14 protein-coding genes are annotated in these 21,085 nt (G+C 64.8%); 3 read left to right on the plus strand and 11 right to left on the minus strand.

Annotated features, from left to right (window positions below):
• The 7 genes from V6657_RS24135 to msuE form a co-directional block, all read right to left on the minus strand.
• Nucleotides 1–1,254: a monooxygenase gene (locus V6657_RS24135; protein WP_048935467.1), complete on the minus strand. Its 1,254-nt coding sequence runs from the start codon at nt 1,252–1,254 to the stop codon at nt 1–3.
• 55 nt (nt 1,255–1,309) lie between these two features.
• A complete protein-coding gene (locus tag V6657_RS24140) occupies nt 1,310–2,617 on the minus strand; it encodes an ABC transporter substrate-binding protein (protein WP_338755658.1) in 1,308 nt (435 codons plus the stop codon).
• An 80-nt stretch (nt 2,618–2,697) separates the two neighbouring features.
• Nucleotides 2,698–3,777 (minus strand): branched-chain amino acid ABC transporter permease, encoded by a 1,080-nt coding sequence (locus V6657_RS24145; RefSeq protein ID WP_048935465.1) that lies wholly within the window; start codon nt 3,775–3,777, stop codon nt 2,698–2,700.
• Between the two features lie 3 nt (nt 3,778–3,780).
• The gene (locus V6657_RS24150; protein ID WP_137884900.1) at nt 3,781–4,680 is read right to left on the minus strand and encodes a branched-chain amino acid ABC transporter permease; all 900 of its coding nucleotides are present in this window, start codon (nt 4,678–4,680) and stop codon (nt 3,781–3,783) included.
• Nucleotides 4,677–5,612: an ABC transporter ATP-binding protein gene (locus tag V6657_RS24155; protein WP_048935464.1), complete on the minus strand. Its 936-nt coding sequence runs from the start codon at nt 5,610–5,612 to the stop codon at nt 4,677–4,679. The genes V6657_RS24150 and V6657_RS24155 overlap by 4 nt, the downstream gene beginning before the upstream one ends.
• An 88-nt stretch (nt 5,613–5,700) precedes the next feature.
• Nucleotides 5,701–6,837 (minus strand): dimethylsulfone monooxygenase SfnG, encoded by a 1,137-nt coding sequence (sfnG, locus tag V6657_RS24160; protein WP_048935463.1) that lies wholly within the window; start codon nt 6,835–6,837, stop codon nt 5,701–5,703.
• 45 nt (nt 6,838–6,882) lie between these two features.
• Nucleotides 6,883–7,464, minus strand: coding sequence for an FMN reductase (gene msuE, locus V6657_RS24165; protein ID WP_048935494.1), 582 nt, complete (start codon nt 7,462–7,464; stop codon nt 6,883–6,885).
• Between the two features lie 642 nt (nt 7,465–8,106).
• Here msuE and V6657_RS24170 point away from each other — a divergent pair.
• The 3 genes from V6657_RS24170 (at nt 8,107) to uvrA (ending at nt 16,048) form a co-directional block, all read left to right on the plus strand.
• The gene (locus tag V6657_RS24170) at nt 8,107–8,994 is read left to right on the plus strand and encodes a mechanosensitive ion channel family protein (RefSeq protein WP_048935462.1); all 888 of its coding nucleotides are present in this window, start codon (nt 8,107–8,109) and stop codon (nt 8,992–8,994) included.
• Between the two features lie 115 nt (nt 8,995–9,109).
• On the plus strand, nt 9,110–9,994 hold the full coding sequence (locus V6657_RS24175) for a class II glutamine amidotransferase (protein ID WP_048935461.1): 885 nt from the start codon (nt 9,110–9,112) through the stop codon (nt 9,992–9,994).
• A 216-nt stretch (nt 9,995–10,210) separates the two neighbouring features.
• Nucleotides 10,211–16,048 (plus strand): excinuclease ABC subunit UvrA, encoded by a 5,838-nt coding sequence (gene uvrA, locus V6657_RS24180; protein WP_048935460.1) that lies wholly within the window; start codon nt 10,211–10,213, stop codon nt 16,046–16,048.
• 35 nt (nt 16,049–16,083) lie between these two features.
• Here the strand turns inward: uvrA and V6657_RS24185 are convergent, their stop codons facing one another.
• The 4 genes from V6657_RS24185 to V6657_RS24200 are packed head-to-tail and all read right to left on the minus strand — an operon-like array spanning nt 16,084 to nt 20,944.
• Nucleotides 16,084–17,640: a TolC family protein gene (locus V6657_RS24185; protein WP_048935459.1), complete on the minus strand. Its 1,557-nt coding sequence runs from the start codon at nt 17,638–17,640 to the stop codon at nt 16,084–16,086.
• On the minus strand, nt 17,627–19,615 hold the full coding sequence (locus V6657_RS24190; RefSeq protein ID WP_048935458.1) for an FUSC family protein: 1,989 nt from the start codon (nt 19,613–19,615) through the stop codon (nt 17,627–17,629). The genes V6657_RS24185 and V6657_RS24190 overlap by 14 nt, the downstream gene beginning before the upstream one ends.
• Nucleotides 19,596–20,645: a multidrug transporter subunit MdtN gene (gene mdtN, locus V6657_RS24195; RefSeq protein WP_048935457.1), complete on the minus strand. Its 1,050-nt coding sequence runs from the start codon at nt 20,643–20,645 to the stop codon at nt 19,596–19,598. Before mdtN ends, V6657_RS24190 begins: the two co-directional genes overlap by 20 nt.
• The gene (locus V6657_RS24200; protein ID WP_048935493.1) at nt 20,642–20,944 is read right to left on the minus strand and encodes a hypothetical protein; all 303 of its coding nucleotides are present in this window, start codon (nt 20,942–20,944) and stop codon (nt 20,642–20,644) included. The genes mdtN and V6657_RS24200 overlap by 4 nt, the downstream gene beginning before the upstream one ends.
• Nucleotides 20,945–21,085: the final 141 nt, after the last annotated feature.

The raw sequence follows: 21,085 nt of genomic DNA on the forward strand, positions 1-21,085 counted from the left end.
TCAGGCAGCTTTCGCCACGGGTTGCGCTGCCGCGCCTGGGCCTGCGCCGATCTGCCAGACATACGGCGGCTCGGTGCCGTTGATATGCCAGTCGCCCACGATGCGCGCCTTGTAGATCAGCGGGTTGTGCGAGGCGACCGTGCGCGCGTTGCGCCAGTGGCGGTCCAGCGACTTGCTCGATGCGGTGGCCGATGCGCTGAGCGCGTTGAAGAACTGCGTGGCCGCGCGCAGTACAAAGTCCGAGATCGCCACTTGACCCTGGGCGGATTCGAGTTCGGCTTCGATATTGGCCTGGCGCTCCTGCTCCGCATCGCCGGCCCAGTGGGCATCGTAGGCGCGCTGCGCTGCAAATGTCGCGCGGATGGCCGTGGCCTCCGCCGCGTAGGCCAGTGCCGATACCTCGCCCACCACCTGTTGCACCTGCACGTCCTGCGCCACCGCTGGCGCATTGCCGGTGCTGAAGATGCGCTTGCGCTCGCGCACGTGCTGCGCCACCTCCCGCGTGATGGCACGGGCGATGCCCGCCAGCGTGGCCAGGTGAAAGAGCTGGTAGAAGGCGGTCTGGTATTTGAAGCGGCTGGCAAACGGGAAGATGTTTTCTTCCTGCACGACAGCGTTCTCATACACCGAGGTGCCGCTGCCCGTGGTGCGCTGGCCAAAGCCGTCCCAGTCGTCGTGGTGCGTGACGCCGGGCTGGTGCGAGTGGACGGCGGCGATGATGTCGGTGCCGTCTTCCAAGCGCGCGTACAGGTCGACCCAGTCACCAAAGATGCTGCCGGTGCTGTAGTACTTGCGGCCGTTGACTACCCAGCTGCTGTCCCGTTTCGAGACGCGCGTGATGACATCGCCAATGGCCACGTCGCCCACTTCCGTCCAGGCGTTGCCGACCAGATCACCTGCCGCGAAGCGCCGCAGCCAGACTTCGGTGCGGGCATCGCGCGGCGCGTTCAGGCGGTCTTCCACAAAGGCGAAGTGCCCGCGCAGCGCCTGCACGATGTTGGAGTCGGCGTCTGCCAGTTCGATCAGCAACTGGAACAGCTGCGGCAGCGTGGCGCCGTCGCCGCCATATTCCACCGGCACGCGCACCGCGCCGAAGCGCACTTCCTTGAGCCACTGGATGGGATCTACGCCCAGTTGCCGGTTGTGTTCGCGCTGCAGGGCGGTGTCGCGGATCCGCTGGAAAATGGGGCGGTATTTCTGCGCCAGGGCTTCGTACTCGGCACCGAAGAGGGTGGCGGCGTGCGCTTGGGTCATGTCAAACCTCCATCAAATTGGGGGAAGGTGGCAATGGGAGAGCCGGCAACGGGCATCAGTCGTTGATGCTGGTGCGCACCTTGATGTTCTTTTCCTTGGCATAGGCCAGCGACGATTTCACGATGATGGGCCGCAGCAGCTTCCAGTCAGGCGCGATCCAATCGGAGATCACATTCCATTTGGTGCCGTCCCACTGCTGGAAGGCCACGCGGCCATCGCCTTCATGGTTGTCCCATGTCACGTTGATGGAGTGGAACAGACCCTTGGCGCCCAGCGCGGCGGCACGCGCCTCGTCGATCTTCAGGTTCTCCAGGCCCCAGCGGACTTCGTCGCCAGTGAGGGTGCGCTTGCCGAACTTGGCTTGTGCGATGCGGATGGCCTCGACGTTCAAGATGCCGTTGAGCACGCCCAGGTTGTGGTACACGCTGCCGATGCGTTTCTTGTCTTGCAGGTTGCCCTTGCCGTTGTCATACAGCGTCTTGGTGATCTGCTGGAGCACCGGGTATTGCGCGCCCGCTGCCACCGTGGTGATGGCCACGTAGCCCTTGGCGGCATCGCCCGCTGGAATCACGTCTTCTTCCGAGTTGGACCACACGTTGCCGATGATGTGGTCGGCCGGGAAGCCCGTCTTCTGTGCGGTCTTCAACGCCACGGGGTTCATCACGCCCCAACCGCGCAGCACCACGTAGTCGGGTTTGGCACGGCGGATGGCGAGCCACTGCGATTGCTGCTCGTTGCCCGGGTGCGGCACCTCGATCTGCTGCACCGTAAAGCCGTACTTCTTGGCCAGCAATTCATAGATGGGGATCGTCTCCTTGCCGTACGGCGATCCGTGATACAGCACCACGATCTTCTTGCCCTTGAGCTTGTCGATGCCGCCTTCCTTGGTGCCGATGTAGTTGACGATGCCCGAGGTCTCGCTGTACGGGTTGAGCAGCAGCGGGAAGATGTACTTGAACACGCGGCCGTCGGTGGTGTCAGTGCGGCCGTGGTTGATGGTCAGCAGTGGCACCTTGTCGGCTGTCACACGATCCAGCAGCGCGTAGGCAATGCCCACCGACAGCGGGTTCCACGCAGCAATGCCGGGGTGGGTCTTTAGGCGCTCGTACACCTCCACGCCGCGCTCGACTTCGTATTGCGTTTCGCCTTCCTCCCAGGTCAGCTTGACGCCGCCCACACCGCCATCACGCGTGTTGACCAGATTCAGATAGTCGATGAAGCCGCCAAAGAATCCGGTGCCCCCGGCTGCGTACGGACCTACGCGGTAACTCTGCAGCGGGAAGAACTGCTCATCCGCATGGGCGGCTTGGACGCAGAGTCCGCTCAGGCCGGAAAGGGCCAGCGCGCCGGCCAGCAACGCCATTTTGATGGTGCGGGGAAAGGACATGGTGCAAATGCTCCTGTGTCGATGCGACGTAGGTGGAATGGAGAAGGCGAAGGGAATCAGGTTTCAGAGGCGGGCGGCGCCGCTTTGCTTATCCGGCGCAGCATCCGCTGCCACAGGGCGGCAAGGCCCTGGGGCTCGGCAATCAAGAAGGCCACGATGAGCGCGCCGATCACGATGCGCTGGCTCAGGTCCAGCACGCCGGAATCAAACCGGCTGCCGAACACGAAGGCCCCGAAGCGGGACAGCAGCAGCGGAAACACCGCCACCAGCGCCGCGCCCAGGAAGGCGCCCCGGATGGTTGCCAGGCCGCCGATGATGATGATGAACAGGATCTGGAAGGAGCGATCGAGGTTGAAGCCCGCCGGCTCCACCGTGCGCAGATAGACAAAGCCCCACAGCACACCCGCCACGCCAATCACGAAAGACGACACCGCAAACGCCAGCAGCTTGGTGCGCAGCACTGGCACACCGGTCACGCGTGCCGCCAGTTCGTTGTCGCGCACGGCAATGAAGTGGTGGCCGGTGGGCGTCTGCACCAGGCGCCAGACCAATGCCGTGAGCACCGCCACCACCGTGAGCGCGAACAGGTAGCGCAGCACCGGGGTATCGAACAGGAAGCCCCCAACCGCGATGGGCGGCGCGTCGATCACGCCCGAGGCGTTGTTGTTGCTGAACCAACCGTACTTGGTCAGCGCCCATTGCACGAAGAACTGCGCGGCCAGTGTGGACACCGCCAGATAGAAGCCACGCAGACGCAGGCTGGGCAGCCCGAAGACCACGCCGATGGCGGTAGCAGCCAGTCCTGCCAGCCCAATGCTGGCCAGCAACGGCAGGCCTTCGACGCGCAGGTTGAAGTTGTACGCTGCAAACGCGCCCACCGCCATGAACGCAGCCGAACCCAGTGACAACTGGCCTGCGTAGCCCGTCAGCAGGTTCAGGCCGACCGCCGCCAGCGACAGCGCAAGAAAGGGGATGAGGATGGCATCCAGCCAATAGTCGGACGCCACTAGCGGCACCACGAAGTAGGCCAGCAGCAAGGTCGCCGCCGGCGTTGCCCAGGTGGGCCAGGGTGCGGTCGTTCGGCCGGTGGCGTCGCGCGGTGCGCGCGCGGAAGAAGAATCCAATGCAGTCGGCATGGCTTAGGCTCGTTCGACGGGGCGCTGGCCGAACAGGCCGCCCGGTTTGACCAACAGGAAGGCCAGCGCGGCCACGTAAGCGATCCAGCTCTCGATGCCGCCGCCCACGAACGGGCCGAGATACACCTCGGCCAGCTTCTCCAGCGCGCCGATGATCAGCCCGCCGACGATGGCACCCAGGATGGAATCGAAACCGCCCAGCACCAGCACCGGCAGTGCCTTGAGCACCACCAGAGACAGCGAGAACTGCACGCCCAGGCGTGCGCCCCACAGCAGCCCGGCCACGAGCGCAATCACACCGGCCGTCGCCCACACCGTGGCCCAGATGCGCGGCAGGCGCAGGCCCACGGCGATGGCGGCAAAGGTGTCGTCGGCCACGGCACGAAACGCCAAGCCAACGCGGGTGTAGCGGAAGAAGAGCGACAGCACCGTCACCATGAGTGCGGCGGTGGCCGCGGCAAACAGGTCGAAGCTGGAGACGAGGATGCCAGCAATCTGCAGCGGCGCATCGGAGATGCCGAGGTTCAGCTCATGCACCTGTGTGCCCCATACCAGTTGCGCCACGCCCTCGATCACGTACGACAGCCCCAGCGTGGCCATGAACAGCGTGATGGGCGGTTGGTTGACCAGGGGCCGCAACACGGCGCGCTCGATGGCCAGCCCGAGCAACAACATGAGCGCAAAGGTGAGCAGCAGCGCCAGCGGGAACGGCACGCCGCGCTCCACCAGACTGACGAAGGTGAGCGCCGCAAACAGCAACTGCGCCCCCTGTGCAAAGTTCAGCACGCCCGAGGTCTTGTAGATCAGCACAAAGCCGATCGCCACCAGCGAATACATGACGCCGGAGAGCAGGCCACCCACCAGCACCTCGGCAAAGAACGCCGCGTCGAAGTCGCCGATCATGCGGCCTCCGCGACGTTGCTGGCCGCGTCTTGTGTCGCCTCATGCGCCACGCCGAGATAGGCATCGATGACCGCCGGATCGTCGCGCACCTCGGCTGGCGTACCGTCGGCGATCTTGCGGCCGTAGTCGAGCACGGCCACGCGGTCTGATAGGCCCAGTACGATGCCGATGTCATGCTCGATCAGCACAATGGTGGTGCCCCATTGATCGCGCGCGGCACGGATCAGCGCGGCCATCTGCGTCTTCTCCGTCACCGTCATGCCGGCAAGCGGTTCGTCGAGCAGCAGCAGGCGTGGGCGCGCAATCAGCGCGCGCGCAAGTTCAACGCGCTTCTGCAGGCCATAGGGCAGGGTGCCGGCCAGCCGGTCCTGCACGTCCGCCAGACCAACGAAGTCGATGACCTGCGCGGCACGTTCACGTGCGTCAACCAGCTCGCGGCGTGCGCGGCCAAGACCGATCAGTTGTTCCACGAAGGTGGAGCGTGTGTACTCCACGCGGCCGAGCGCAATGTTGTCGCGCACGCTCAGCCCTTTGAATAGCGCCAGGTTCTGAAACGTGCGCGCGACCCCTAGGCCTGCCAACTGTGCGGGCGATACCTTGGCAAAGGCTCGGCCGTCCAACGAGATGCCGCCGCCATCGGGCCGGTACAGGCCACTGATGATGTTGACGAGCGAGCTCTTGCCCGCGCCGTTGGGGCCGATGATGGCGCGGATCTCCCCCTGGGCCACCGTCAGGTCGATGCCGCTGAGCGCCTGAATGCCGCCGAACGACAGCGTGATGCCCGACAGCCTGAGCGCCGGTGCGACAGCCTTTGCGGAGCTGGAGGCGCTGGACGCCACGGCTCGCACAAGTTGCGGGTCGTCCGCGCCATGCGCAGCGGTGCCGCGTGCAAGCGGCGGCGGTACGGCCAGTTCAGACGACGTGTGGGGCATGGCGGGTCTCCGCAAAGCGACAGGCAACACGACTCCCCCGCGCCGGCTCGCACGAACTGGCGCGTTGGGGGAGAGTGCGGGGTTCAGATCAAGCGACGGACGCGGCAGGCTCCGGCTCGCGGGCACCGGTGTTGGCGCTGGCGGCCTTGGCTTCCAATTCGCGCACCAGCGGCAGCACCTTGCGGCCGAAGTACTCGACTTCCTCAATGAAGTGGAGGAAGCCCGCGAGCACCAGATCCACGCCAATCGACTTCAGGTGGACGATGCGCTCGGCAATCTGCTGGGGCGTCCCGATCAGGTTGGTGCGGAAGCCATCGTTGTACTGGACCAGGTCTTCGAAGGTGGATTTGGCCCAGTTGCCTTCACCTTCGGGTGAGGCCTTGCCAGCCTGTTTCACCGCATCGCCAAAGGCGTGCACAGCTTCTACGTGGGCGTGCTTGATGATGTCGTCCAGCACGGCCTTGGCTTCTTCTTCGGTGTCGCGCGCGATGATGAAGGCGTTCACCCCGATGCGGACCTTGTGGCCGTTCGCGCGGGCCTTCTCCTGGATGTCGTCGATCTGCGCTTTGATGCCCTCGGGCGTGTTGCCGTTGGTGAAGTACCAGTCCGACACGCTAGCCGCGTTGTCGCGCGCAGCGCGCGAGCTGCCGCCCTGGAAGATTTCCGGATGCGGTTTCTGCAGCGGTTTGGGGCTCAGGGTGTAGTCGTTGATGCGGTAGAAGTCGCCCTTGAAGGTGAACTTGTCCTGCGTCCAGATGCCCTTGAGCACGCGGATGAATTCGTTGGAGCGGCGATAGCGCTCGTCGTGCTCCAACCATGGTTCGCCCAGCGCCTGGAACTCGCCCTTGAACCAGCCGCTGACCACGTTGATGGCGATGCGGCCGTTGGAGATGTGGTCGATGGTCGCCAGTTGCTTGGCCACCACCGCCGGATGCCACGGCCCCGGCAGGATGGCCGCCAGCACCTTGAGCTTGGTGGTGGCGTGCAGGATGGCCTGGCTGAACGACACGGATTCGTGCTGGTGCTCGGCGCCGTAGCCGGCGGTAAAGCGGATCTGGCTGAGTGCGTAGTCAAAACCGGCGTTCTCAGCCGTCTGCGCGAGCTTCTGGTTGTATTCGAGGCTCCAGTCGGTGCGCTGCTGGATGGTGCTGACCACCAGCCCACCGCTGACATTCGGAACCCAATAGGCAAACTTGATACCGGCGCTGGAAGAAGATTGGCTCATCGCAATGGTCCTGTGCTGGAGGGGAACGGAACTGCGCAGGCCGCTTCAGGCAGCTTGCGCGATGGGAGTGGCGCGCACTTCATCGGCGCGCGGAGCAGTCAGCAGGGGCAGCGCACGCGCGGCAGCCAGTGCAATGCGCTCGCGTAGCGCGTTGCTGGAGATCTCGTAGCCGCTGAAATCCTGCTCCGATGCGTACACGCCCAGTGGCAGCGTGCGGGCCTGGAAGAAGCTGAAGAGGGGGCGCAACTGGTGGTCGATCACCAGCGCGTGACGGTCGCTGCCACCGGTAGCGGCCAGCAGCACGGGCACATCAATCAGGGCTTCGTGGTGGACGAGGTCGAAGAGATGCTTGAACAGCCCGGTGTAGGAGCCGCGATACACGGGGCTCGCCACCACCAGCACGTCGGCCGATTCGATGGCCGCCAACTCCGCCTGCACCGTGCTCGGCAACTGGTCGCGATACGACACACCGCCGATGGCAGGAGCGAGGTCTTCAAGTTTGATCAGGTGAGCATCAATCGGCACAACCTCGGCCAGCGCTGCCAGCAACTGTTCAATCAGTACGAGCGTCCGCGAGGGGCTCTGCACGCTCCCCGAGACAGCGACAACCTTGACCTTGCGACTCATCTTGAACACCTCTGCACTTGTGCAACCAACGGAATGACATGCATGCGTGAGCGCAGCCAGCCTCAACATATGTCTCAAGGCGTGTCCTGCGCTTGCAAATCATTCTGCTGTGCACCATGCGGGGCGGCATACGTAGAAATCGGAGCATCTATATTTCGCCGCCACCGTTGGTCGCTAAGTGGTTGAGCGATAAAGAGAATTGAACTCAGTGTTCGATGTTGCGCAGGCGCAATGGCCTGTTTTCATATGAAAAGAAGGTTTCCGGATGCTGGAAAGCGAGCAATCTGCTGGTGAGTTGCGTGCCAAGCATCACGGTAGAACCCATGGCCTGCGAGGAGGCCAGCGCATTGGAAGTGCGATTGGCGAGGCGATACGATCAACGCGTCAACAAAGAGGAACGCTAGTCAGCTGTGGGCTCGAGCGAAGCAAACTCGAGCAGTGGTTCCGCACGCCCTGGATGTGTAGCCGAGATGTGAACAGAGTTGCCTCATGAAAGTGAATCGATTTGCTTCCGTTCGCCACCGTCGCTTGGCCACCGCCTTCCATTTTATTTAACATAAGATACATTATGCGGATAATTCAGAGGGAACCAAGCACTAAAGTCTGGTTCCCACCACAAGGTCACGTCATACACACTCAACGATGGAAAACCTTCACGCCTACCTTGATCCCATCCTTTGGGGCACCTTCAGCCATTTCGCGATCAGCCTGTGTACTGCGCTGCTGATTCTCCTCAGTGGCTGGTGGCTGTCCAAACTCATTGGCCGTTGGCTGAACCGGCTGATGAGCCGCCAGGCCAAGCTTGATGCCACGCTTACGCCCATCCTTTGCGACATCAGCGTCTGGGGCATCCGCATTCTGGCCGTCATCGGGGCGTTGTCTCGACTGGGCATTGAAACGACCAGCATCATTGCCGTGTTGGGTGCCGCTGGTCTTGCCATCGGCCTGGCTTTGCAGGGCACGCTCCAGAACATTGCGGCCGGCATCATGCTGCTGGCGCTGCGCCCGTTCCGGGTGGGTGACTATGTTGAGGGTGGCGGTGGGCAGGTTGCGGGCACGGTCGAGGAAGTCGGCCTGTTCATGACGCGTCTGGCCAAGCCGGATGGCATTTGCGAATACGTGCCGAACAGCGCGCTGTGGAGCAACTCGGTGCGCAACTACACGCGCAACCCGACGCGCCGACTGGACCTGGAAACCGAGGTGTCGCTGCACGACGACATTGCAGGCGCGATCGAGGCACTCAAGGCGTTGGCCGCCAGCGAGCCGCTGGTGTTGCCGGATCCCGCCCCGATGGCGATGGTCATGCGCTTTGACGACAGCGTGGCGGTGCTGAACTTGCGTGTCTGGGCCAAGACGGAGCACTTCTGGGACATGCGCTGGAAGCTGGCGCAGCAAGTTCGCACGACGCTCAAGGACGCGCGCTGCACCCTGCCCGTCCGCATGCGCGAGCTGCATATCGTGCATGACGCAACGCAAGACGCCGGCAATATGGCCACACCGCGCGGCGGTGAGGCCTTGGCGCAGCGATAAGCCGCTGCGTTACGGGAATGCCTGGAGTGTGCCAACGCGCAACACTTTTCCTGTGCATTCCCGACCGCATTGCCTAGACTCACTTTCCAGGTATTCACCCTACGAGTAACGCATCATGTGTCGCTGGCTGGCCTACTCTGGCAACCCCATTCAGATGGAGACGGTGCTGTTTCGACCGACGCATTCGCTAATCGACCAGAGCCTGCGATCTCGTCTGGGACACACCACGACCAACGGTGACGGCTTTGGCATCGGTTGGTACGGTAATCATTCTGAGGTGCCTTTCCGGTATCGCTGCCTGCACCCCGCCTGGAACGATACGAACCTGCGTGAGGCTGCCCGGGCGATTCGATCGCCGTTGTTTATCGCGCACGTTCGTGCGGCCACGGACACCCCCACGCAGGAAACCAACTGTCACCCATTCCGATATGGCCGATGGCTGTTTGCCCACAACGGGCTGATCCGCGAATATCCGACGCTGCGGCGTGACCTGATGATGGAGGTCGCGCCAGAGCTGTTTCGCTGGATCGAGGGGTCGACGGATTCCGAGGTCATGTTCTTCCTCGCGCTCACGTTCGGGCTGCAGCGGGAGCCGCGCGGCGCCTTGGAGCAGATGGTGGGACTGATCGAGCACGTCGGCCACCGGCATGGTGTTGAACACCCGCTGAACATGACGGTCTGCGTGACCGACGGTGAACAGATCATCGCGGCACGCTATTCCAGCGAGCGGGATTCGCGATCCCTCTTCCACAGCACATCCTTCCGGCATCTGCACGAGCTTTATCCGGACAATTCCCGGATCACGGACGCGGGCGACGATGCCGTACTTGTGCTGTCCGAACCGTTGATCGACCTGGCCGACGCCTGGGAGGAAATTCCGGAAGAGACGCTTGTCTTCGTCAAGGGTGGTGTTGTGGAGCACCACCGGTTCACCCCCCGACTGCCCGTATCGGAAGTGTCGGGCAAGCAACAATCCTCCTACGGGCTTGCTGCCGGCTGATCGGCCGCGCTTCGCCCGCTATCTCCCCTTTCCCACTGAAGGCTCCTGACAAAACGTTGTCAGGAGCCTTGCGTTACCCTCCCGCCCGCGACTCGTAACGTAAATAAACCGATTCTTAGGAATCCGCTACAGTTTACGGCCCGAATTCTGTTTGCCGACCGGCGCCAGTTTGGCTAGCCGTCTGGCATTCCTCACGTTTTCCAAGGACCACCCCTCATGTCTTCCGGTGTCATTCGCCTGCGCGGAGCCCGTCAGCACAATCTTAAGAACCTCGATCTGGACCTGCGCACGGGCGAGATGACCGTGGTGACCGGTCCGTCCGGTTCTGGCAAGTCGAGCCTGGTATTCGACACCCTCTATGCCGAGGGCCAGCGCCGCTACGTTGAGACATTCAGCGCCTACGCCCGCCAGTTCCTGGACCGCATGGACCGCCCGCAGGTCGACCATGTGGAGGGTGTGCCGCCCGCTATCGCCATCGACCAGACCAACCCGGTGCGCAGCTCGCGCTCCACGGTCGGCACGATGACGGAGCTGAACGACCACCTCAAGCTGCTGTTTGCGCGCGCCGCGCAGTTGTTTGACCGCGATACCGCCCTGCCGGTGCGCCACGACACGCCGGAGACCATCTACAACGAACTGCTGGCGCGTACGCGCGAGGCAGATCCGCGCCTGGTGGTGACCTTTCCGGTGGAGCTGCCGGCCAATACGAGCGCGGAAGAAGTCGCGCAGTGGCTGTCCGTCAGCGGCTATACGCGCGTGCAGGCTGAACGCGTGAGCGGCGAGCGCAAGTTGCTCGACGTGGTGGCCGACCGCTTCCGCCTGCAGGGCACCGAGCGTGTCCGTGCGCTGGAAGCCATCGAGTCGTCGCTCAAGCGCGGCGGCGGTCGCGTCAATGTGTACGTGCTGCCCGCAGACGAGGCTGCCGAGCCTGAAATCTGGCGCTTCTCCACCGGCCTGCACTGCCCGGAAAGCGATCTGCGCTATGCCGATCCGCAACCCGCGCTGTTCTCGTTCAATTCCGCCTATGGCGCGTGCGATGCCTGCCGTGGCTTTGGCCGCGTGATCGGCGTCGACCTCGGCCTGGTGATTCCGGACGAGCGCAAGACACTGCGTGAAGGCGCCATCAAGCCGATGCAGACCCCGGCCTGGAAGGAATGCCAGGACGACCTGATGCGCTATTCGGCGGCGGCCGGCATCCCGCGCGATACGCCTTGGGCGGAGCTGACCGAAGCCCAGCGCAACTGGGTCGTCAACGGCGACCCGGCCTTCAAGCGCGGCGGCTGGAACAAGCAGTGGTATGGCGTGCGCCGCTTCTTCGATTACCTGGAGTCGAAAGCGTACAAGATGCACATCCGCGTGCTGCTGTCGAAGTACCGCAGCTATACGACGTGCGAGACCTGCGGCGGTGCGCGCCTGAAAACCGAATCCATGCAATGGCGCCTGGGCAGCAAGGAAAACGCCGACGCCGTGCTCGCACCCGAACACCGCTTCATGCCCCGCGGCGTGAAATGGAGCCGTGCCCAGCTTGAAGCCCTGCCCGGCCTGACCGTGCACGACGTGATGCTGCTGCCCATCGAGCGCATCCGCCGTTTCTTCGATGCACTGACGTTGCCTTCCTCGCTGCTCGACGATGCGCTCAAGCTGTTGCTGGACGAGGTGCGCACGCGCCTGGCGTATCTGTGCGACGTGGGGATTGGCTACCTGACGCTGGACCGCCAGAGCCGCACGCTGTCTGGCGGTGAGGTCCAGCGGATCAACCTGACCACCGCGCTGGGCACCTCGCTCGTCAATACGCTGTTCGTGCTGGATGAGCCGAGTATCGGTCTGCACCCACGCGATCTGGATCGCATTGTTGAAGCCATGCAACGCCTGCGCGATGCCGGCAACACGCTCGTGGTGGTGGAACACGACCCTTCCGTCATGCTCGCCGCCGATCGCCTCATCGACATGGGCCCCGGCCCCGGCGAGCGTGGCGGCACCATCGTTTTCGACGGCACACCGGCGGCCATCCGCAAGGCAGATACGCTCACCGGCGCTTATCTGTCCGGCCAGCGCCGCGTGGCCAATGCGACTGACTGGCAGGCGCGCCCTATCAACGGTGCGCCGCGTCTCGTGCTGGAAGGCGCGAGCCAGCACAACCTGCAAGACGTGACGATCGAAGTGCCGCTGCAACGCCTGGTGTGCGTAACGGGCGTATCCGGATCGGGCAAGTCGACGCTGATTCAGGACGTGCTCCACCCTGCCCTGGCGCGCCATTTCGGCAAGGCGACGGAATCGCCCGGCGCGTTTCGTGCGCTGCGTGGTGCGGACCAGATCAGCGATGTGGTCTTTGTTGACCAATCGCCCATCGGCAAGACCGCGCGTTCGAACCCGGCCAGCTACGTGGGCGCGTTTGATGAGATCCGCAAGCTGTTTGCCAAGGTGCCGATGGCACTGCAGCGCGGCTATACGGCCGGCACCTTCAGCTTCAACTCCGGCGACGGGCGCTGCCCGACCTGCGGCGGCTCGGGCTTCGAGCACGTCGAGATGCAGTTCCTCAGCGACATCTACCTGCGCTGCCCCGATTGCGACGGCACGCGCTATCGCGCGGAAATCCTCGAGGTGAAGCTGGAACGCGGCGCGCACAAGCTGTCGGTGGCCGACGTGCTCGAGCTGACGGTGAGCGAAGCCGCCAGCGTGTTCGCCGATGATGCAGACGTGTTGCGCGTGTTGCAGCCCATTGTCGATGTGGGCTTGGAATACGTGAAGCTGGGCCAACCGGTGCCGACGTTGTCCGGTGGCGAGGCGCAGCGTCTGAAGCTCGCCGGCTTCCTGGCCGAAGCTGCGCAAGCGGCTCAAGCCGCTGCACGCAAACGCGTCAAACAAGACGTGCCCGCCAACGCCGGCCGCCTGTTCATGTTCGACGAGCCGACCACCGGCCTGCACTTTGACGACATTGCCAAGCTGATGCGCGCGTTCGGCAAGCTGCTCGATGCCGGGCATTCGCTGATCGTGATCGAGCACAACCTCGACGTGATCCGTGCCGCCGATTGGATCATCGACCTCGGCCCCGAGGGCGGCGATGCGGGCGGTCTGCTGGTCTGCGCCGGCACGACCGAGCAGGTGAAGGCATGCGCCGCTTCGCACACGGGTGCAGCGCTCAAGCAGTACGAGGCAAGCATTGGGCAACCGCAAGCCGCTGACGAAGGCGTGCCACTGCAAAGCGCGCTGGCCGCACGCCGCGCACAGCGCGCCGCCGTGGCCGAAGTCCAGGGTGAGAACGTGGTGCGGATCGTCAATGCGCACGAGCACAACCTGAAGGCGATGAACGTCGACATCCCGCATGGCAAGTTCAACGTCGTGACGGGGGTGTCCGGTTCGGGCAAATCGACGCTGGCGTTCGACATCCTGTTCCACGAGGGGCAGCGTCGCTATCTGGAGTCGCTCAACGCCTATGCGCGTTCGATCGTGCAACCGGCGGGCCGGCCGGAGGTGGATGCGGTGTATGGCATTCCGCCCACGGTGGCGATCGAGCAGCGCCTGTCGCGCGGCGGCCGCAAGAGCACGGTGGCGACCACGTCCGAGGTGTGGCACTTCCTGCGCCTGCTGTATGTGAAGCTGGGCGTGCAGCACTGTATCCACGACGGCACGCCCGTCTCGGCGCAAAGCCCCGAGGCTATCTTCGCCCAGCTCATGCGTGACCACCGTGGCGAGCACATTGGCCTGCTCGCCCCGCTGGTGGTGAACCGCAAGGGTGTGTACACCGACCTCGCCAAATGGGCCAAGGCGCGTGGCTATACGCACCTGCGCGTCGACGGTGAGTTCCTGACCGTTGATCCGTGGCCCCGTCTGGACCGCTTCCGCGAGCACACGCTGGAGCTGCCGGTGGGCGACATCGTGGTCTCCCCGGAAAACGAAGCCGCGCTGCGCACGTTGATGGAACAAGCGCTCGAATACGGCAAGGGCATCATGCATGTGCTGGCCCCGCTCGATGGCCTGCAAAACGCCATGCACAGCGGTGGCACGGCACACGTGGGCAATGTGAAGGTGTTCTCCACCAAACGAGCATGCTCCACCTGCGGCACCAGTTACCCAGAACTGGACCCGCGCATGTTCTCGTACAACAGCAAGCACGGCTGGTGCCCGAGCTGCGTCGGTACGGGTCTGGCGCTCACGCGTGAGCAGCGCGCTGCATTTGACGACACGGTACTCGGCGGTGATGACCGCGGCCGCGAGCAGACGCTGCCTTCGGAAGAAGTCGATCCGGACGGCATGACCGACGTGCCCTGCCCCGACTGCCATGGCACGCGCCTGAACCCGACGGCACGCGCGGTGACGTTCTCCGACAAACCCATCGTCGACATTGCGCAATGGACCGTGAGTCAGACGCGCCGCTGGATCGAAGGGTTGGACCTTGTCGGCCGCGAGGCTGACATCGCGCGTGATGTGGTGGCCGAGATCCACAGCCGCCTGTCGTTCCTGGAGGAAGTTGGCCTGGGCTACCTGAGCCTGGACCGCGCCGCGCCCAGCCTGTCCGGTGGCGAGGCACAGCGCATCCGCCTGGCCGCGCAGCTTGGCAGCAACCTGCAGGGCGTGTGCTACGTCCTGGATGAGCCGACCATCGGCCTGCATCCGCGCGACAACCAGATCCTGCTGGATGCCCTGCGCAAGCTGGGTGACAAGGGCAACACGCTGGTGGTGGTCGAGCACGATGAAGACACCATCCGCCGCGCCGACCACATCATCGACATCGGCCCCGGTGCCGGTAAGCGTGGCGGCACGCTGGTCGCGCAAGGCGGTGTGGCCGATCTTGCCGCGCAACCGGATTCGCTGACCGGCCGCTTCCTCTCCCAGCCGATCGAGCACCCGCTGCAGCCGCGCCGCGAGGTGGTGGCGCCGCGCGCCGGCACACAGGCGGTGCCCGAGCAATGGCTGACGGTGCATGGCGCCAAGCTGCACAACCTGCGCAACGTCACGGCCACGATGCCGCTGTCGCGTCTGGTGGCGATTACGGGCGTGTCCGGTTCCGGCAAGTCGACACTGGCACGCGATGTGTTGATGACCAATCTGCTGGATGCGGTAGGCCGCTCGGTGCTGTCTTCGCCTGCCACGCGCCGTGCGCGAAAGGCCGCGCAGGCCGAGGTGCCGGATGCCAAGGGACCGCGCAAGCTTGACGTCAAACACGACTGGCATGGCTGCGACGGCGTGACAGGCTGGGAAGCCATCGACCGCGTGCTGGAGGTTGACCAGACCCCGATTGGCAAGACGCCGCGCTCGTGTCCGGCCACGTACATCGGCGTGTGGGACACTATCCGCAAGCTCTTTGCCGATACGCTGGAAGCCCGCGCCCGCGGCTACACCGCTTCGCGCTTCTCGTTCAACACCGGCGATGGCCGTTGCCCTGCCTGCGAAGGCCAGGGCGTGCGCACCATCGCCATGAGCTTCCTACCCGATGTGAAGGTGGCCTGCGACGTGTGCCACGGCCAGCGCTTCAATCCCGAGACTCTGGCCGTTACCTGGCGTGGCAAGAACATCGGCGAAGTGCTGACCATGGAGATCGACGAAGCGGTGGAGTTTTTCAGTGCGATGAACAGCATCGCCCACCCGCTGCAGTTGATGAAGGACGTTGGGCTGGGTTACCTCACGCTGGGGCAGCCCTCGCCCACGCTGTCGGGCGGCGAGGCGCAGCGCATCAAGCTCGTCACTGAACTCTCCAAGGTGCGCGACGACATTACGCGCCGTGGCCAGAAGGCGCCGCACACGCTGTACGTGCTGGACGAGCCCACCGTGGGCCTGCACATGGCCGACGTGGCCAAGCTGATCCGCGTGCTGCATCGCCTGGCAGACGGCGGCCACAGCGTGATCGTGATCGAGCACGATCTTGACGTGATTGCCGAGGCCGACTGGATTCTCGATCTGGGCCCCGAGGGCGGCGATGAAGGCGGCACGATTGTTGCCGCATGCGGGCCGGAGGCGCTGGCGCAGGTCAAGGCCAGCCATACCGGGGCGGCGCTGGTGCCGTTGCTGGCGCGTGGAAAGCAGGTCGATCAGCGCAAGACGGGCGAGACGGTGTAACGCTGCGCGCGACGGTCTCCGCGCAATGGGGGCCGTCAGCGCGGCGCCGCGTCCAGCGTTGCGCCGATTGCGCCGGTGGCGAGCGCCAGCGTAGCCGCAGCAGTACGCGCACCACTGTAGGTGTCGACGTAGGCGTTCTTGGCCAGCAGCAACTGGTTCTGCGCCACCAGTACGTCCGTGATCGACCCGACGCCGTGGCGGTATGCCGCCAGCGCTGCGTCGTAGGTCGTCTGGGCGGCGGCCACCAGCGCTTGCGCCGCTTCATGCGAGGTCAGGCTGGTCTGCAGCGTGTTCTGTCCGGCCACGATCTGGCGCACGGCCTCCTGCGTCGTGCGCACACGCTTGGCTGACGCACTTTCGGCATCGTTGCGCGCTTGTGCCAACACGGCGGAGCGCAAACCACCGTCATACAGCGGAATGGTCACGCCCACAAAGGCACCCACGCCATAGCGCGTGCCGTTGAGGTTCACCGTTGGTGCCTGCTGGCCGACCGGCGGGATGGCCGTGACGGCCGCACGGCCCGAGTTGTACGACGTCGAGGCGGACACAAACACCTTGGGCATGAACTCCGATTCCGCTGCCTGAATGCGCGACTGGCTGGCCTTTTCGGCCGCATAGGCGGTCAGCACATCAGGGCGCCGGGCGATGGCATCGGCAACGATCTGGTCGACGGGGGTGCGCAACGCCGGGTTCAGCGTGCGGATCGGCAGGTCGGCAATCTTGGGCTTCGACAGCGGCGAGATGCCCACCGCAGAAAGCAACGCCAGATACCGGTCGCTCTCTGCTCCCAGCGCCTGGACTTGTGCCAGGTTGGCTTGCGCACGGTTCTGCGTGGCTTGTGCGACTTCGACCACGGTGCCGATTCCCTGCTTGTAGCGCGCCTTGGCGGCCACCAGGATCGCCTCGGCGTTGCTTAGCCCTTGCGCTGCGGTCACAGTACGGGCGCGTGCCGCTTCATAGGCGTAGAACGCAACGGTCACGTCGTAGATCACTTGCTGATGCACCGCTGTGAAACCGATGTTGGCCGCAACCGATAGCTGCTCGGCGGCATCCACACGCGCGGCGCGGCCGCCAAAGTCGAACAACAGCCATTGCAGCGACAGCACCGACACCGTTCCGTGCACCGTGGTATCGGTGCCGGCCGTACCGAGGGGTGTTGACGATGAGCCATGCCCGGTCTGGTACCCAGCCATGGCCGTGGCCGAGAGATAAGGCAGATAGGCGCTTTTTGCCATGCCTGCCACGAGTGCGGCATTGCGCGCATCGTTCCACGCAACGCGTGTCAGCGGGTTGTTCGATTCGGCAACGTCGATCAGCTCGGGCAGCGCGTAGGCGTGTGCAGCGTCGAATGCGGCTGCAGGTGGAATCACCGCTGCGGCGGTGTTGGCCGGCAATGTGTAGCCGCCCCGTGCCTCGTTCGACGACGTGGGCAGTGATGGCGCACCTGGGATGATCTGGCCGGTGTCAGTCGTGCGTGGCTGCCATGGGCGGTCGGGGCGCTCCGGTGCCATGTCCAGTGCGGACGTCGCACACCCGGCCGTGACGGTCACGGCCAGGCTGAGGAAAACGGCCAACAGATCAGGCTGGCGCATGCGTCAGCGACTCCTTCGATACGGCTTCGGGGATCTCCCGCGCGATTCTCGCCAAGCGCTCGTCCGCCAGCGCCAACAGCGCATCACGCGTGGTATCGGGTGTGGTGGGCGCTCCAGCGTCGATCGCAAACCCGCTCACGCCGGCACGCACGGCCACGCCTCGCAACCGCGCTTGCGAGGGGGCGTCATCGGGCGCGCGCTCGGCGATCAGGAACAACGGGCCTTCGAGCGCTTCCAACTCGACCAGCGCGCGGCGGCGCTGTGCAATCCATTCTGGCGCGGGGCGCACCCAGGTCGGTTCATACCGCAGCAGCGCGACGTTTGCTTCCAGCGCGCCTTGCTGCGCCACGGCCTGTGCGGCCAGCATCCGCCTTTGCCCGGCACGTGCGGTGCGCAGGATGGTTTCCCACTGGCGCAGCAGCGCCGCCAATGCGGCATCCGCCTGCCCGGCAATGCTCACCGGCCAGACCCGCGTGAACATGAGGTACACCACCACATTGCCCAGCAGGATGCCGATGATGCGGTCCCGCGCGATGGTCAGGTCAAATGCCGGCGCCGCGCCCTGCAGCACGCACAGCAGAAAAGCGAAGGCAATCTGGAAGCCCGCATACGCAATGCGCGGCGAACCCTGCGCGACCCACGCCGCCAGCCAGATGCCCACAAACATCAGCGCCATCAGCTCGGTGATGGACGTCATGGCCGGCAGCACCCACACGATCGCCGCAATCCCCAACGCCGCCCCCACCAGACAGCCTGCGATGCGCAGTGTCAGCTTCTCAACCGTCTCCGCTGCGCTGCTCAGCGACACCACGTAGCACGTGATGAAGCAGGTGTGGATGCCGGACCAGTTGAGCTGCATATACAGCAGGTAGCAGAACATCGCCGCGGCGGTGGTCTTCAGGGCGTAGCGCAAGTGGGCCGGGTTGGTGCGCGCGTCTGGCAGGAGGAAGCCGCCACGGGCCTTGGGTATTGCCGGTTTTGCGGCGGGCTCGCTGTCCACGACTGCAAAGTGGACGATGGCGGCTTGCAGTTCCGCCGCCACCGCGCTTGCCAGCGGCGGCAGCGCAACGCCAGCGGGCAGCCTCAGCTCGATATCGACCGGGTAGCCGCCCTGCTCCAGCATGTTCGCCATGGCGTGCAGTGTTTCGATGACCGGCGTGGTAACCGATTCAGGCAGGTGTGCCTGCGGTTCGCTGGCTGCCAGCTCCGCCGCCATCAAAATGGCCGTGGTGGATGCCACCGCCTGCTGCAGCGCCGCCAAGTCGGCTGCTGAGGTCGACCCCTCCACCTTCGACAGACGTAGCCACGTGGCAATCTGCTGGCTGCCCTCACGCAGGCAGGCGGTCAGCGCAGTACGGTCAGCGCCCGCCGCGCCCAGCTGTTCGGCGGCCAGGCGCAAGCGCCGGGCCAACGCCTGGCAAGCCAGCTTACGCGGCGATGGTCCCATCAGCAGGTTCACAACAATCACCACCCCAACCGGAATCGCCACCATCAGCCACGCGTAGAGCAGCGCCCGTGTTGCCAGCTCCCCCACCGGCGCAATCCCTAGTTCGTCCAGCCCGTACCCGACAATCATCGCCAGGATGGCCCCGACTGGACGGAGCTTGCTGGCCGACGTCAAAAACAGCAAACCCACCGACAGCACGACCATCCACACCACCCGCCACATCGGGTCATCGATACAGAAGATGGCGATGACGATGATCAGCCCGAGCACCACCGTCACCAGCAGCAACATGGCGATCGACAGCACGATGCTCGTCACGCGGTCGGGGCGGATCATGAAGAACACCACGTAGGCAGAGATGGCGGCAAAGGGCGTGCCGTACATGCTCGTGACCAGCGTCGTCAGCGCGCAGATCAGGGCGATGCGGGTGGTGGCTTCCAGCCTGCCCGGCGCGGGCGCCAGCAGCCGCAGCACCTCGCCGGGGCGAGGCCACGGCCCGCGTGCGATGTCACCGGCAGGCTGCGCCATGCTTGATCTCGACAATCGCGCTGGCACCCACCCGGACCAGACGGTCGGCCGGTTCCTCCAGGCGGATGCGCACCGGGAAGCGCTGCGCCACCCGCACCCAGTTCACCGATGGCTGGACGATGGGTAGCGTGCGCGGCAGGTTCACCCGATCCGTATCGGCGATACCGGCACCGATGCCGTCCACCTTGCCGTGGATGGCTTGGCTGCGGTCGATCATGGAATACACCGTGGCGCAGTCGCCCACCTGGATGGCGGAGAGCGTGGTCTCACGGAAGTTGGCCACGGCAAACCATTCGCCCGAGTGGATGAGCGTGAAGATCGACTGGTTGGGGGCGACCGTCTCGCCCGCCAGCACGGATAGGCCCGTTACCCAGCCATCGTGCGGTGCGCGCACCACGGTGTCTTCCAGCGCGTGCTGGGCACGGGCCAGCGCGGCTTCGCGGGCGTGCAGCATGGCAATGGCATCCGCCTCGTCCCCAATGGTCTGCGCGCTGGCACGCTTCTGCTCATTGGCTTGCTGCAGCGAAATGGCGGCATCACGCTGCGCCACCTGCGCCTGGTCCAGTTGCTGGGCGGGCACGTATCCCTGAGCGGCCAGCGGGGCCAGCCGGTTGACGGTGCGTGAGGCCAGTTCGTAGTTGTAGGCGGCGCGGCTGCTCTGGTCAGACGCAATGCTGGCTTTGGAGCGCTCGCCGATCAATGACCGACGCCGCGTATCGAGCGAGGCCTGGGCCAGTTCCAGATCGGCTTGCGCCTGCGCAACGGTCAGGCGGTACGGTACGGGATCAATCTCAAACAGCAGGTCGCCCTTCTTGACGTGCTGGTTTTCCGTGACGGCCAGCTTGACGATGCGACCGCCCACCGGCGTGGCAACGTGCACGACATCGGCATCGATGGTCGCGTCGTCGGTGGAGGGGTAACGCGACGTATGGACGTAGGCATACACCGCCACTGCCACGCCGATCAGGATGATCGCCAGCGCGATCAGGTAGCCGCGCAGTGCGGGTTTGTGCAGGCCGGCCATTTTCATAGGAGATGCCCGGAGCCAGACAGCCAGACGATCACGGCAATCACGACCCCGATCGCCACACAGACAGAAAGCTGGAGCGGTATCCAGCTTGCCCACCCGGTCATGACCAGAACCCGATGCGCGATCAGAGCACCCGCGGCACCAATCAACCCGCTCAGCAGCCAGAGAGGAAAGTACGCACCAAAGATTGGATACGAAGGCGCGCCGTGCGTGCTGCAACCTTGAAGTGCCAACCCGAGCCCCGCCAGGGCAGGAGCCAGCAAGACGCGCGTCGGAAAGGGCAGGTTTCGGCGTGGCATCGATGTCTCGGCGCCGCCCGCCAGCATGGCGCTGACTGGCTCGACGATGGATCAGGGCCGAGCCACTTTATCAGCACACCTTGCGCTTGACCAGTTGTAACAAATCAGGCCGCTGCTCCCGGGGCGGAAAGCCGATTTGCC

It is taken from the genome of Ralstonia sp. RRA (genome assembly GCF_037023145.1).
GTDB lineage: Bacteria > Pseudomonadota > Gammaproteobacteria > Burkholderiales > Burkholderiaceae > Ralstonia.